This is a genomic window from Robertmurraya sp. DFI.2.37 (assembly GCF_029211245.1).
Classification (GTDB): Bacteria; Bacillota; Bacilli; order Bacillales; family Cytobacillaceae; genus Robertmurraya; species Robertmurraya methanolica_A.
In genome coordinates this window covers 23849-38523 of record NZ_JARGEJ010000026.1, presented here as the reverse complement: position 1 = coordinate 38523, position 14675 = coordinate 23849, and the positions used below count along the sequence as shown (strand labels likewise).

Below are 14675 nucleotides of genomic sequence, written 5' to 3'. Positions count from 1 at the left end.
ACTATATTGAAAGAAGGTATTCATCAAATGAATTCAGTTAGCCTTACTAATGAACTAAATGAATTGCTACAACAAAATAATGTTCATATCCAGCTATCTGTTCCCCAATTAGTCGAAAAAGTTTTGCGACGAAATGAAGGAGTTCTTACCTCTACTGGAGCAATATGTGCTACTACTGGAACCTATACTGGACGTTCCCCTAAAGATAAATACATCGTGGAAGAACGTTCTTCAAAAGATAAAATTGACTGGGGCCCGATCAACCAGGCGATTTCCGAAGATACGTTTGACTCCCTTTACACAAAGGTGCTTAATTACTTAAAAAAGAAAGATGAAGTATTTGTTTTTAAAGGCTTTGCTGGTGCCGATAAAAATTCACAGCTTCCGATTCAAGTAATTAATGAATATGCTTGGCATAATCTATTTGCCCATCAATTATTTATTCGACCAACGAAAGATGAACTAGACAACCATCAGGCTCAATTCACTGTCATTTCTGCTCCAGATTTCAAAGCCGATCCGACTGTTGACGGAACAAAGTCTGAAACCTTTATTATTATATCATTTGAGCGTAAAACTGTATTAATTGGTGGAACAGAATATGCAGGTGAAATCAAAAAGTCGATCTTTTCCATTATGAATTACTTACTTCCTGAAAACGGCATTTTACCCATGCATTGTTCTGCCAATGTGGGGCAAGAAGGAGACGTCGCCTTATTTTTTGGCCTCTCTGGTACGGGTAAAACAACATTATCTGCTGATCCGCATCGCCGGCTTATTGGAGATGATGAACACGGCTGGTCAGCAAATGGCGTTTTTAACATTGAAGGTGGGTGTTATGCAAAATGCATTAATCTTTCCTATAAGAAAGAACCGCAAATTTTCGAAGCCATTCGATTCGGTTCAGTGTTAGAAAATGTCATTCTTAATCCAGAAACTCGAGTTGCTGACTATGATGATGGCTCATTAACGGAAAATACCCGTGCGGCTTATCCTATTCAGGCTATTGACAATATTGTCGATCCGAGCATCGCCGGTCATCCAAATGCTATCGTCTTTTTAACTGCTGATGCATTTGGTGTACTTCCACCAATCGCAAAATTAACAAAAGAACAAGCAATGTATCATTTTCTAAGTGGCTATACTTCTAAATTGGCTGGAACAGAACGGGGAGTTACCTCTCCTGAAGCGACGTTCTCTACCTGCTTTGGTTCGCCATTTCTTCCATTGCCAGCGACTCGTTATGCAGAAATGCTCGGAGAAAAAATCGATGAGCATAACGCTCAAGTATATCTTGTTAACACAGGCTGGACTGGGGGAGAATATGGTGTGGGCAGCCGCATGAAGCTAAGCTATACAAGGGCAATGGTCCACGCGGCCCTTGAAGGGGAGTTAAACAATGTCGAAACGGTAAAAGACCATTTCTTTGGCTTAAATATCCCCCTCCACGTTCCTGGCGTACCAGATGAAGTATTGCTGCCACATAAAACATGGGCTGATCAAACTGCTTATGAAAACAAAGCGAAGGAATTAGCAAAAAAATTCAAGAAAAACTTCGAGAAATTCACAGATGTACCCGCATCTATTCGTGAACAAGGCGGGCCACTTTCTTAATCACTGCTCATTTTGTGACCTAAAAGCTTCTCTTACAGAGGAGCTTTTTTTAACAACTGTAATAACTACAAACAAAAATCGTGCATACTACTTAGACGAAGGTGGATTCCGGAAAAATCGTGATTAATTCCGGAATTTTTCTGCTTAATTCCGGAAAAAACGGATGTATTCCCGGAAAAATTGCATTAATTCCGGAATTTCACCCTACAATTCCGGAAACCCAAAAAGCGATTTTTAATTTGTAGAATTCAAAGCAATCAATTGATAGTGCAATGTCGTTTCATTCTTCTCCCATTCCACTTTTTTAATTTTAGCAATGCCAATTAAATCACCATCAATCGTTCTTCTCACTTCAATCGGAATTTCTATTGGATATAGTCGAAACCCTTCCTTTACCAGCGTAAAAAGATTCTCCCTTACACGCGTTTCATTTCCTTTCGTCACAATCATTGTATTTAATTCCAAAGGCATACCCATCGTTCTCTCTCCTTTGCCATGTAGAACTTCTTTCTTACAAAGACTCCTATATATTTTTATCTTACCATTTTCACTCTTGCTTTTTCATCCATTTCGTCAAATCTCCAACAATTTGGCGATTAACTAGCGGAGGGAAATAATGGGTGTATTCAGTAAAATACCAACTTTCCACCCTTTTATTTAGTGCTTTTAACTTTTTTTCAAGTCGATAAGCATGTTCGACGGACACATTTTTATCCTTGACCCCATGGATAATGAGAATTGGGGCTTCCAAGCTTTCCAATTGTAATAATGGCGTTCGATATTGATAGCGTTCAGGATATTTACTCGGTGTCCCTCCAATCACTCTTTTCATCATTCTTCGCAGATCTTTTCTTTCCACGTAAGTAAGAAACATATCACTTACCCCGCCCCAAGTAACTACAGAAGCCACATTTGGAAAAGTGATTCCGGTGAAAAGTGCCATCACTCCTCCTCTAGAAAAGCCAAATACATGGATCTTGTCCACTCTTGGGTGAGCCTGAAGTAATTTAAATGCGGAGAAAGCGTCCTTGCGATCATCTCCAGCAAAATCCTCATTCCCTTCTCCCCCCTGATTCCCTCTATAGAAAGGGGCAAAAACGATAAATCCCTCTACTGCAAATTGGACGATCCTGCTTGGACGAACCTTTCCAACATTTTTAATTCCTCCGCGCAAATAGAGGAATCCTCCGTACCGACCTCCATCTTTCGGTTCAGCGAGCAATCCTTTCACTTTAAAACCGTCTGACATATAGGTAATCGTGTAGAGATCGATCTGTGGATGTGGTGAAGGAAATTTTTGTTTCGTGATAATTTGACCGTCATCCCACTGCATATGTTCAACTCCTAAAAATAGTTCGTCATTTTTGTCTAGGCATTCACACATTTTTTATCATTTCATACGATATGTTAGGCTTATAAACCTTTCATATAGATGGTTAAATACAATTTCACATGATTTCACCTAAGGAGGTCAAAACATGAAAAAGTGGTTCAAGATAAGTTTCGCTAGTCTTTTAACAGCTATTCTTATTATAGCTTTAGCTGCTTGTAATAATGAAGAGGTTCAAACCGTTCGTGTTGCTGAAGTGACTCATTCGATATTTTATGCCCCCCAATATGTCGCAATTGAAAAAGGATTTTTTGAGGAAGAGGGATTAAATATTGAACTTACTCTTACCCCTGGCGGAGATAAAGTAATGACCGCCCTTTTATCAGACGGTGCTGATATTGGTCTTGTTGGTTCTGAAACCTCCATATATGTTGCCGCACAAGGAGCTAGTGATCAAGTGATCAATTTTGCTCAGCTTACTCAAACAGACGGAACCTTTCTTGTATCTCGAGAAAAAATCGATAATTTCTCTTGGGATCAGCTTAAAGGCGTGACTTTTCTTGGTCAACGAAAGGGAGGCATGCCGCAAATGGTTGGAGAATTCGTGTTGAAAAAACATGATATCGATCCCCATGCTGACCTTGAGCTTATTCAAAATATTGATTTTGCTAATATTTCAAGCGCATTTGCTTCTGGAACAGGAGATTTTGTTCAATTGTTCGAGCCTCAGGCAAGCGTGTTTGAACAAGAAGGCCGAGGCTATATTGTTGCCTCCTTTGGTGAAGAATCTGGCCATGTTCCATACACAAGCTATATGGCTAAACAAAGCTATATTGAAGAAAACAAAGAATTGGTTGAAAAATTCACTCGAGCGATTTATAAAGCGCAAAAATGGGTAGAAGAAAATAGCGCACAAGAAGTAGCGAAAGCTATTCAACCGCATTTTGCTGATACAGAGCTAGACATTATTGAAATGGTCGTAGAACGTTACAAAGGGCAGGATTCCTTTGCAGTCGATCCAGTTCTTGATGAAGACGAATGGAACAATTTGCAAAATATAATGGACGAAGCGGGAGAACTACCTGAGCGCATCGATTACAATAGCTTAGTCAATACAGACATCGCTGAAAGTGTCATGGAATAGATATTATTTGTAGCAATTACCTTGACGAAATGGCCGTTACCCTTCTTTCAGTAGCGTAATAGTATAGTATAAGGAAAATTCTTAATTTCAAAAACTGGTTTTTAATGAGGAGGCCGCAAGTTAAATGGGATTCTTAAAGATCGATGGAATACATCATACTTACTTTAGCAAAAACTCTGCAACAACGGCCCTCTCCAATATCTCGCTAGAGGTGGAGGAAGGGGAATTTATCTCCTTTCTCGGTCCTAGTGGGTGCGGTAAAACGACATTGCTTTCCGTTATTGCAGGGTTACTAAAACCGACAGAAGGCAAAGTAACATTGGAAAATCAAACACTTGAAAAGGCTCATCACCAGATTGGTTATATGCTACAACAGGATTATTTATTTCCCTGGAAAACAATTGAAGAAAATATTCTTTTAGGCTTAAAGTTAAATAACTTACTAACCCGGGAGAAAAAACAGGCTACGATTGCCCTCCTCGAACAGATAGGGTTAGAAGGCGTTGAAAAGCAGTATCCCTCACAATTATCAGGGGGAATGCGGCAAAGAGCTGCCTTAGTCAGAACACTCGCAACAGAGCCAAAATTGTTATTGCTCGATGAACCCTTTTCAGCACTGGACTACCAAACAAAACTCCGTCTTGAAGATCTCGTTTCGAACACACTTAAATCCTTTGGAAAAACAGCCATTTTAGTTACCCATGATATTGGAGAAGCGATTGCCATGAGCGACCGTATCTATCTTTTTTCCCCAAGGCCAGGTCAAATCTATCAAACATTTACAATTCCTGAGCAATTACGAACGTTGACACCATTTCATGCAAGAAATCATGAAAAATATCCTGAAATTTTTCAAAAGATATGGAAGGAGTTGGAGCAAATTGAACCTGAACAATAAAACAGAGCTCCTCCATAAAAAATATATCCAGTCCTTAAAACGTGAGAATCGTTGGGTTCGCTTTTATCAGCTTGTTATCTTCGTCGTCTTTTTCGCTGGTTGGGAGCTTTTCAGCCAAAAGCAATGGATTGATCCACTTATTTTTAGTGCACCTTCAAAAGTATGGAACCTCTTTATCAATAAAGTTATGGACGGTTCACTGTTTTTGGATTTAGGCTATACTTTAACAGAAACCGTCTTTGGTTTTATCCTTGGAACTCTACTCGGTACCATTCTAGCTGCAGTCCTTTGGTGGTCGCCATTTCTTTCCAAAGTATTAGACCCGTATCTCGTCATCTTAAATTCGATGCCTAAGGTTGCTTTAGGCCCCATATTAATCGTAGCTCTAGGTCCTAGTATGACTTCGATTATCGCCATGGGTGCCATTATCTCTGTCATCATCACAACCATTGTTGTATATACTTCTTTCAGAGAAGTAGATGCCAATTATTTAAAGGTTTTACAAACATTCGGCGCAAATCGATTCCAATCGTTCAAAGAAGCGATTCTCCCCGCCTCGTTCCCAACCATTATCTCCACTTTAAAAGTAAACGTAGGATTATCATGGGTTGGTGTCATTGTCGGAGAATTCCTCGTTTCCCAAAGAGGATTAGGCTATATGATCATTTATGGCTTTCAAGTGTTTAATTTTACCCTTGTCTTGCTTTCCCTACTTGTCATCGCAGTATTCGCCACCATTATGTATCAATTAGTGGAACTGCTCGAAAAAAAGCTCATAAAACATAATTAAAAACAGACCGCTGAAAAAAGCTTTCAGCGGTCTGTTTTTGCAGGATTTCTAAAACTGCTGTCCTCTGTTCTGTCGGGGCAGAAAAAAATGACATTTGTTCCGGTAGTTTGTTTTATACTGGCACTATTAATCGGATTGAACGGGTTTTGTTTGTTCCAGTCAGACGAATTGGGAGTATTCGGACTGGAGACTTTCTCGCTTTGACCGTTCTGTTCCGATCACGCCTCTTATTATTCGAACTTAGAGCCTTACACTTTACTCAATTTGTCCTAATAGACCTCGTATTCGGACTACATCCTTACACGCTTCACTCGTTCCAGACGATAAGAACCTTATTCGAGTTGAACATTTTCACTTTCGCTCGATTACACCTCTTAGAGCCTTCGCATTTTTCACTCGAATAGACCGCCCAGTCGGACTACACCTTCACATATCTCGCTCATTCCAAACAAACCGTGTCGTTCTCTCCAAATTTTTACGCTGATGTATATTGCCGTTAGCGTGAAAGTGCAACTAGCTGAAGCTGTATTATATGAATTTACCTGTTTTTCAGTTTTTCGATAAAAAGCAGGCTTTTTTCAATGACCGAATCTTTCATAATAAAACTATAGGTATCGTTAAAACGTTCTTCCAGAAGATTTCCGCTAATCAGTGCTGGACCTTCTGTTTCATGAAAATGGGGCCTTTTTTCTAGGTGGCTGATCTTACCATAAAAAATCGCTTTTACAAAAGTTTCTCTGTCATTTTCTACTTCATATTCCCCAATCAGTTGCAGTGTTTCGAGTTTAGCGCCCGTTTCTTCGTATACTTCTCTTTTGGCAGCCTCTTCGATTGATTCACCTGGTTCAACCTTACCTCCAGGAAATTCTAAGCCACGTACAGAGTGCTTCGTTAAAAGCCATTCATTCTGATATTCGCAAATAACGAGTACATGCCTTGGTGCTTCATTAAATGAACCCTTTTTAAAGGCTAGACGAACAGTAGCACCGAAAAAATCTTTAAACGTATCCATAAATCCTCCAATACTCCCGGAAAGATTTCCTTCCTAATGGAGCAACTCTTCTTATGTAATATTCGCACCATTATTATAACATTTGCTGGAGAAAGTTCGTTCTACGAAGAGTTTAAACGTTAACAGATTTACAGATCTTTAATGATTCCCATCGATTCAATATGCTGCTTCGCTTCAGCGTCACCTAGATTATAGATCATTTGATATACTTGAACGATTGTATCGTCGTATTGATCATTTTCACGGTCATGATGATATTGTACATACGGTACATGGGCGCGAAAAAAATTTTGCCATTCCGTTGAATAATTTTGTTCAAACAGCTCGCGCAGTTGAATAATCTCATCATCTGTTGCTTCTATTTTAAAATTCCATGCGGAATCGGTGCGACTTTTCGTGATTTCGCCAGTTCCTACAGTGATATAATACGTCTTTTTCTCCTGACTCATGATGAATCCTCCTTTTTCAAATTTGAACTGCCGATGTTGACTGCATGATATCGTCACTATGTACCCGGCCATAAAATACTTGCACTTTTCTTACTAGCATTCGTTTTTTTCTAGGCCTTTACTCATCTTTTTCTAATAATTTTCATGTATAATAGGAATAACTATCATCCATTTAGGGTATTGTATAAAAAATTGGGGGTGGAACTATGAAATTGATAGACGAGATTTTTGAATTTTATCGTGATAAATTGACCGGGGATGACGAAGATATTGACATGCTCGCATTTGCTTTATTAGAAGAAATGACCTATGACGATTTGATGAATATCATTAAAGATTTAGATAAACAGGAGCTCTATGACTTAATCGGATTATATATGATTGAAACTTTAAAGGGGAAATTTGCCCAAGAAAGCTACGGCCAACAGCGAACATCATCTCCGCACTCACGAAACCTACATTAAAAGCGCATACATATTTTTGCGAAAAGAAGCTGGCTATTTGAACAGCATCGTTCACAATAACCAGCTTCTTTTATTTTTTAGCTCAAGAACGCTTTGAACATCCAAATATGCTTTTTCAAGCTTTGTTTAATGGCAATTAGCATATCCGCTGTTCCTTCATCACTTGCTTCCTCTGCTAACTCAATTCCTTCCTGAAGTTCGCCGACCATTGTTTCAAAATCAGCTGTAATCGTTCTAACCATCTCTTCTTCATTCTCAGTGCCAGTTGCTTCTTTGACAGAGGCCATCTTTAAACAGTCCTCCATTGTTGCAACAGGATGTCCTTCAAGTGCTAGAATCCTTTCTGCTAACTCATCGATATGTTGATTTGCTTCATTGTAGAGCTCTTCAAACTTTTCATGTAAGGTGAAAAAATGCCGCCCTTTTATATACCAATGATAGTTATGGAGTTTCACATAAAGAACGGTCCAATTGGCTACTTGCTTATTGACAGCTTGTACTAATTTGTTTGACATTTTATCAACCTCCCATTCCTATAATACCCAAGTTTTTCATACTAAAACGTAATACTTACAAAAGATAACGTGATTCATGTTAGAATAGTCTTTGACCATATAATTTGTCATTTTTGTTACAATAGGAAAGAATACATGAATAATGAAGTCAGGAGAGGGAGAGAATGTTAATCGTTTTAATTATTTGTATCGTTATTGTCTTTGTGGTGCTGCTGTTATCCGTATTAACTACTAGCAAAGCCTATTCCTATAAGCATTCTGTCGATCCATTAGAAGATAATCCTCACTTAAATCAGGATAGGGACACAGATCAATCAAATAATAAGCGAGGAAAACGATAATGAGTATCACTTCAATATTAGTTGGACTTATTTTTGTTCTAAACATGTTTTTAGCAACCATCGTCATTTTCTTGGAACGAAAAGATGCAGGAGCTACTTGGGCTTGGATACTGGTCTTATTTTTTATTCCCGGATTAGGGTTTGTAACATATTTGTTATTTGGCAGAAATCTAGCCCGTTCAAAAATGTTTCAATGGGAGGATCAAAAAAAGGTTGGAATCGCACAATTAATTTCCAATCAATTATTAGAAATTTGCACCAATAAATTTTCCTACCGAAACGAGCTTGAAAAAAAATATCACGATCTCATCTTTATGCACTTGAGAAACAATGATGCATTGCTGTCTCAAAATAACGAGGTGGCGATTTTTACAGATGGTCATGATAAATTTAAAGCATTGTTTCACGATATAGCCGCAGCTAAGGATCATATTCATTTGCAATATTATATTCTTAAACGGGATGAGCTTGGTCAAAAACTATTAAATGCTTTAATTCGTAAAGCCAAAGAAGGGATCAAAGTCCGGATCTTATATGATGATCTTGGTTCAAGGACCTTAACAAGAGGTTTCTTCAAAGATCTTCGAAACGCTGGAGGAGAAATTGAAGCATTTTTTCCGTCAAAATTAAAATTTATTAATTTACGTATGAACTTTCGCAATCACCGTAAGTTAGCGATTATTGATGGAAAAATTGGATATGTAGGCGGTTTTAATATTGGGGATGAATATTTAGGAAAAAATCCGCGATTTGGCTATTGGCGAGATACCCACCTCCGTATTGTCGGCAATGCTGTACATGCCATTCAAACCCGGTTCATATTAGACTGGAATCAAGCATCCCATCGTCATAATATTCATTATTCCGATAGTCTCTTTCCGCCATTAAATTCCACAGGAGAAGTGGGGATCCAAATTGTAACGTCAGGACCTGATTCTGAGTGGGAACAAATTAAAAACGGCTATATCAAAATGATTTCTTCTGCTAAGCAGGCTGTATGGATTCAAACACCATATTTTATTCCTGATGCAAGCCTCCTTGATGCATTGCGAATTGCTTCTTTATCAGGAATTGATGTGCGAATCATGATTCCGAATAAACCTGACCATATGTTTGTTTATTGGGCTACATATTCCTACATCGGAGAAATGATCAAGGCTGGCGCAAAAATTTACATTTACGATAATGGATTCATTCATGCGAAAACGATCATTGTTGATAATGAAATCTCCTCTGTCGGTACAGCTAATATTGATGTGCGCAGCTTCCGCCTAAACTTTGAAGTGAACGCCTTCATTTATAATCATGATATCGCACATAAGCTGACACAAAGCTTCGAAGAAGATATGAAGCTATCGTGGGAACTAACCGATGAAATTTATCAAAAACGCTCACTTGTCATTCGCTTCAAAGAATCTGTCTCACGTCTCCTGTCACCAATCCTATAAAAACAGCAATACTAGTTCATGATCGTCTTTAGACAAATGATAAAGAGCGATCCGGATCAGCTGGCTTATCCTAGGAAGTCGTTCGTTAGGCGGTAGGGGTTCTTACTAGAGGTAAAGCTCGAAACACTATAGACGAAGCAACAATAATGCTCCCCTGTCTACCCAACAATGCAATAGAAAAAGGCCGATTGCAACAATCGGCCTTTTCTATTGCTGTACGCAACAAAATCCAATTTTAGTTGAGCGAGCATAGCGGTTTTTTAAGCAAATACTTGTTTTAAATCTTCCTTTGACTGTTCCAGCCAAAAGCGCATCAAGCGCTTGGCTCCTTCTAAATCATGAAGCTTTGCTTGCCCACACTGTTTTTCATTTGCTGCTGGAATTTCTACAATTTCAACTGCTGATCTCATTGTATCATCAAGTAAATCAATAATCTCCTCAACCGTTGGTTCACCGCTAACGACGAGATAATAGCCTGTTTGACAACCCATTGGAGAAATATCAATAATGTCAAAATGCTCATATTTCTCCGCATGCTCACGGATATTAAAGGCTAATAAATGTTCCAATGTGTGAATAGAATCCGGCTTCATCGCTTGCTTATTCGGTTGACAAAAGCGGATATCGAATTTATTGACAACTCCATCTGTCCCTACCTTATGAACACCACAATGTCTTACATAAGGTGCCTTCACAGCATTATGATCGAGCTCGAAGCTTTCAACTGATGGCATTTTCTTCACTCCTTCATTTATAAAAAAATCGTTATCTAGTTCATTTAAACAAATTCTAACAAAATCCCTAGTAAGTTTATCAATTTAATACGTAATACTCGTTCATAGACTAATATATCATATTATGTTATCTTTTTGAAGAGTTACAGTTAAGACGGTAAACTCATTTTAATTGGAAAGTGAGACGAAAAGAAATGCTGAGAAAACTCATGATCGGCATCATTCGATTTTATCAAATGGTGATCTCCCCGCTGAAACCGCCTACTTGTCGATTTTACCCTACTTGTTCCCACTATGGAATCGAAGCGATAAGTCGCTTTGGACCGATAAAAGGCGGTTGGTTAACGATAAAAAGAATCTTAAAATGCCATCCTTTCCATCCTGGTGGAGTTGATTTAGTCCCTGAGGAAAAAAAGCCGAACTCATAGCTATTCCTTGTATCCATCTATCACTAAGTCAAGTTTTCCTGTGTTAGGATGAATAACAAGGCCATGGACAGGAATATCTTCCGCTAAAAGAGGATGCTTTTTAATCATTTCTACACTATGGGAGACACTTTCTTTGACATCTTGAAAACCTTGAAGCCATTTTGTCACATTAATTCCAGAGTAAGTGAGCATTTCAAACGTCTCCTCTGTAATCCCTCTCTCTTTCATGTTGTCAATCATTTGCCCCGCTTTCATCCCTGCCATTCCGCAATCATGATGACCAATTACTAATATCTCATCAGCCTGAAGCTGATATACTGCGACAAGTATGCTTCGCATGATACTACCGAATGGATGCGATACGAGTGCACCAGCATTTTTCACAAGCTTTACGTCACCATTTCCTATATTTAACGCTTTAGGAAGTAATTCGGTTAATCTTGTATCCATACAGGTGACAATAACCATTCGTTTATTAGGATATTTAGTAGTCGAGTAGGCTTCATATTTCTTTTCCTTAACAAATTCCTCATTGTATTGAAGAATCTCATCTAATAGCTTCATCATGACTCTCCTTTGCTAACAGCACCGTGAAATTATGCGTAAATAACATAATACTAGTATCCCTTTATGGGGACAATATTGTTGATAAAACCATTTTTGGTTCATTGCGCCTTTCAGCTTGGCTAAACGGCTCTCTAATTCCATGAAAAAAGTAATTTTTTCTTGCAATTATATCATAGATATAATACTATACTATAGTTAATCGGAACGATTACGTATTGATATCCATTATTAAATCGAAATAATTTCGTTTATATATTACTGTAAAAAAAGTATGTCCGATATTCGGCTAAAACAAATAGCTGACAAAAAAATACCATAGAACAATAGAGTTTGATATAAGGAGAGCCTAATTATGCGCACTAAAATCAGTTTACTCATCTTGCTGTTGCTCCTTGCTATAGCAGGTTGCGGTTCAAAGGATAATAACGCAAATAAAGAAGCAGCAAAAGAAAAGCTCCATATTTATACAACGGTATATCCGCTGCAATATTTCACAGAAGCAATTGGAAAAGATCTCGTTACGGTCGATACTATTTATCCACCTGGTGCAGATGAACATACTTATGAACCTTCGCAAAAAGATATGCTCGAATTAGCCCAAGCTGACCTTTTTATTTATGTTGGTTTAGGGTTAGAAGGTTTTGTCAATAAAGCGAAACAAACATTAGAAAATGAAAATGCTCATTTAGTGGCTGCCGGTGAACATATTCACTTTGCTGAAGAGGAAACACACACCCACGATGAACATGAACATCATGATGATGGTCATGGCCACGGAGATATTGATCCACATGTGTGGATTGATCCACTGTACGCGAAAGAGCTCGCAGAAGCCATTAAGAATGAGCTTATTCAACAGCTTCCTGACCATCAAGAGCAACTTGAAGCAAATTATACTGTACTTTCCAACCAACTAGATGAATTAAATCAACAATTTAAAAAGTTAATCGAGAAAGCGGAGCATAAAGAAATCATTGTCGCTCATGCTGCTTATGGGTATTGGGAAAAACGCTACGGTGTGAAGCAAATTAGCATCTCGGGTTTGTCTTCTTCAAACGAACCTACACAAAAGCAACTGAAAGAAATTATTACAATGGCAAAAGAGCACGAGCTTAAACACATCTTTTTCGAACAAAATGTCAGCTCTAAATTAGCAGAAATTGTCCGAGGAGAATTAAATGCAGAGCCCTTATATCTTCACAATTTATCCGTTTTAACTGCTCAAGATATAAAAAACAACAAAACGTATTTTTCAATTATGAAGGATAACTTACAAGCATTAGAAACAGCACTCATTGAACCGAAATGAGCAAAAGGGGAGTTTAAAGACTCCCCTTTTGCTCGATAACGATTTGGATCGTGAGCAAGTATGAATTTTCCAAAGCAATTTTTTATAACATTTCTCTTAAAGCTCTTCTCAACAATTTTCTAGAAGCATTTCGCGGAATTTGCTCAACAAAATATATTTTTTTAGGTAGTTTGTAGTTAGCCACTTTCCCTTTGCAATATTCCTTTACTTCTTCTTCAGTTAAATCTGCTTTCGTCAAGACAAAAGCGACCGGTACTTGGCCCCATTTTGGATCGGCAATACCAATCACACCTGCATCCTCTATTTGTGGATGAGAAGTAATGACCCCTTCTATTTCTGCAGGATAGATATTTTCCCCACCAGAAATAATAAGGTCAGAGCGGCGATCTTGCACAAAAAGAAAGCCATCCTTATCCAAATAACCGATATCCCCCGTTTTAAACCAACCATCTAGAAAATATTTCTCATGCTCGTGTTCACGATGCAAGTATCCCCTAGTGACATTGGGACCTTTGACAATTATTTCACCGGATTGATAAGCACCTACCTCACTGCCATCTGCAGCAATTATTTTCAATTGTGACGGAAACAGTGGTTTTCCAGCAGAACCTAATTTCTCAATGCTGTACTCCGGAGCCAGTGTGACAATTTGAGAAGAAGTTTCGGTCATACCATACGTTTGATAGATCGGAATATTGCGTTCAACACATTGTTCAAGCACTGAGAGCGGAGCAGGTCCTCCCCCTAAAAGCATGCATCGAAACGTTGTGGGCAATTTTTCCTCCCCTAAGGCATCAAGTAATCTTGTCATCATCGTCGTCACGACAGACATAATCGTTACCTTCTCATCCTTAATCGCTTTGATCACTTCATCCGGTTGAAAGGAGTCATGCAAAACAAGCTTCATTCCATAGATCAGACTTCTCATTAGGATCGAATAGCCGCTTATATGAAATAAAGGAACCGCACAAAGCCAACTATCTTCTTCCTGAATACCTAAATTGAGTGCGGAACCTGTCGCGCTCCACCAATGATTTCCATAAGTTTGCAAAACGCCCTTTGGATTTCCTGTTGTACCAGAGGTATACATTACTGTACAAACTGCTTGCAATTCTATTTCTTCCAGAATTGCCGGTTCTTCAAAAGGGATGGCATCGATTGTTTCTTTCCAAACAATCGTCAGTTTATCTAGCTGACTTGCCACCACGCTAATTTTTTCGACAAACTCTCTTTCTGTGATAAGGAGATCAGCCTTTGAGTCATTGAGCTGCCACATAAGTTCATCCGCTGTTAAGCGATTATTTAATAGAACAGCGACCCCACCTATTAATTGTAGAGAAACAAGAATGACGATCGTATCCAGATGGCTTTTCAACAAACAAGCAACATAATCCCCTTTTTCCACCCCAAGTTTTTGTAAATATCCAGCCTTCCGATAAGCCAGTTCGTACAACTCTTTATACGTATAATTCTGTCTTTCGAATCGAATTGCTACACGATTCGGCGTCAAAGTGGCTCTTTTTATAATCAGATTCGGTATCATTTGATTGTCCATCTTCTATCACCGCAATTGATAAAAAGTAAACAGCCTGATGACTTCATCAAGCTGTTTCAAAAAATAATGCTCTTTCT

General features: G+C 38.5%; 17 protein-coding genes. 9 read left to right on the top strand and 8 right to left on the bottom strand.

The window, feature by feature from the left end; all coding sequences use genetic code 11:
* Positions 1-27 precede the first annotated feature (27 nt).
* The gene (pckA, locus tag PZE06_RS14625) at positions 28-1614 is read left to right on the top strand and encodes a phosphoenolpyruvate carboxykinase (ATP) (protein WP_150916845.1); all 1587 of its coding nucleotides are present in this window, start codon (positions 28-30) and stop codon (positions 1612-1614) included.
* A 234-nt stretch (positions 1615-1848) separates the two neighbouring features.
* On the opposite strand, the gene PZE06_RS14620 is transcribed toward pckA, so the two are convergent.
* Together PZE06_RS14620 and PZE06_RS14615 are read right to left on the bottom strand one after the other, a co-directional pair.
* Positions 1849-2091 (bottom strand): DUF2584 domain-containing protein, encoded by a 243-nt coding sequence (locus PZE06_RS14620; protein WP_150916847.1) that lies wholly within the window; start codon positions 2089-2091, stop codon positions 1849-1851.
* Between the two features lie 70 nt (positions 2092-2161).
* On the bottom strand, positions 2162-2947 hold the full coding sequence (locus tag PZE06_RS14615) for an alpha/beta hydrolase family protein (protein ID WP_150916849.1): 786 nt from the start codon (positions 2945-2947) through the stop codon (positions 2162-2164).
* A gap of 145 nt (positions 2948-3092) precedes the next feature.
* Here PZE06_RS14615 and PZE06_RS14610 point away from each other — a divergent pair, with 145 nt between their 5' ends.
* From PZE06_RS14610 to PZE06_RS14600, 3 genes are all read left to right on the top strand, one after another.
* A complete protein-coding gene (locus tag PZE06_RS14610) occupies positions 3093-4088 on the top strand; it encodes an ABC transporter substrate-binding protein (protein ID WP_150916851.1) in 996 nt (331 codons plus the stop codon).
* A 124-nt stretch (positions 4089-4212) separates the two neighbouring features.
* On the top strand, positions 4213-4986 hold the full coding sequence (locus PZE06_RS14605; RefSeq protein WP_150916853.1) for an ABC transporter ATP-binding protein: 774 nt from the start codon (positions 4213-4215) through the stop codon (positions 4984-4986).
* Positions 4970-5776, top strand: a complete 807-nt coding sequence (locus PZE06_RS14600; RefSeq protein WP_150916855.1) for an ABC transporter permease — start codon at positions 4970-4972, stop codon at positions 5774-5776. Before PZE06_RS14605 ends, PZE06_RS14600 begins: the two co-directional genes overlap by 17 nt.
* Positions 5777-6314: 538 nt before the next feature.
* On the opposite strand, the gene ytkD is transcribed toward PZE06_RS14600, so the two are convergent.
* Both ytkD and PZE06_RS14590 read right to left on the bottom strand, forming a co-directional pair.
* A complete protein-coding gene (gene ytkD, locus PZE06_RS14595; RefSeq protein ID WP_150916857.1) occupies positions 6315-6788 on the bottom strand; it encodes an RNA deprotection pyrophosphohydrolase in 474 nt (157 codons plus the stop codon).
* 128 nt (positions 6789-6916) lie between these two features.
* Positions 6917-7237 carry an uL15 family ribosomal protein gene (locus PZE06_RS14590; RefSeq protein WP_150916859.1) on the bottom strand — a complete coding sequence of 107 codons (321 nt, stop codon included), beginning with the start codon at positions 7235-7237 and terminating at the stop codon, positions 6917-6919.
* A 206-nt stretch (positions 7238-7443) separates the two neighbouring features.
* On the opposite strand from PZE06_RS14590, the gene PZE06_RS14585 reads away from it, so the two are divergent.
* The gene (locus PZE06_RS14585; RefSeq protein ID WP_150916861.1) at positions 7444-7701 is read left to right on the top strand and encodes a DUF6154 family protein; all 258 of its coding nucleotides are present in this window, start codon (positions 7444-7446) and stop codon (positions 7699-7701) included.
* Between the two features lie 77 nt (positions 7702-7778).
* Here the strand turns inward: PZE06_RS14585 and PZE06_RS14580 are convergent, their stop codons facing one another.
* Complete coding sequence (locus tag PZE06_RS14580) at positions 7779-8216, bottom strand: Dps family protein (RefSeq protein WP_150916863.1); 438 nt, start codon at positions 8214-8216, stop codon at positions 7779-7781.
* A 164-nt stretch (positions 8217-8380) separates the two neighbouring features.
* Between PZE06_RS14580 and ytzI the strand changes: the two genes are divergently transcribed.
* Positions 8381-8557: a YtzI protein gene (ytzI, locus tag PZE06_RS14575; protein WP_150916865.1), complete on the top strand. Its 177-nt coding sequence runs from the start codon at positions 8381-8383 to the stop codon at positions 8555-8557.
* A complete protein-coding gene (cls, locus tag PZE06_RS14570; RefSeq protein WP_150916867.1) occupies positions 8557-10005 on the top strand; it encodes a cardiolipin synthase in 1449 nt (482 codons plus the stop codon). The genes ytzI and cls overlap by 1 nt, the downstream gene beginning before the upstream one ends.
* Positions 10006-10265: 260 nt before the next feature.
* Here the strand turns inward: cls and PZE06_RS14565 are convergent, their stop codons facing one another.
* Entirely contained in the window at positions 10266-10739 is a 474-nt protein-coding gene (locus PZE06_RS14565; RefSeq protein ID WP_150916869.1) for an S-ribosylhomocysteine lyase, read from the bottom strand.
* Positions 10740-10933: 194 nt separating this feature from the next.
* Here PZE06_RS14565 and yidD point away from each other — a divergent pair, with 194 nt between their 5' ends.
* Complete coding sequence (yidD, locus tag PZE06_RS14560) at positions 10934-11167, top strand: membrane protein insertion efficiency factor YidD (protein WP_150916871.1); 234 nt, start codon at positions 10934-10936, stop codon at positions 11165-11167.
* Here yidD and PZE06_RS14555 read toward each other — a convergent pair whose 3' ends face one another.
* On the bottom strand, positions 11168-11731 hold the full coding sequence (locus PZE06_RS14555) for a beta-class carbonic anhydrase (RefSeq protein ID WP_150916873.1): 564 nt from the start codon (positions 11729-11731) through the stop codon (positions 11168-11170). It lies immediately after the preceding gene.
* Between the two features lie 355 nt (positions 11732-12086).
* On the opposite strand from PZE06_RS14555, the gene PZE06_RS14550 reads away from it, so the two are divergent.
* A complete protein-coding gene (locus PZE06_RS14550) occupies positions 12087-13043 on the top strand; it encodes a metal ABC transporter solute-binding protein, Zn/Mn family (protein WP_150916875.1) in 957 nt (318 codons plus the stop codon).
* A gap of 82 nt (positions 13044-13125) precedes the next feature.
* On the opposite strand, the gene PZE06_RS14545 is transcribed toward PZE06_RS14550, so the two are convergent.
* Entirely contained in the window at positions 13126-14598 is a 1473-nt protein-coding gene (locus PZE06_RS14545; RefSeq protein ID WP_150916876.1) for an o-succinylbenzoate--CoA ligase, read from the bottom strand.
* Positions 14599-14675 lie beyond the last annotated feature (77 nt).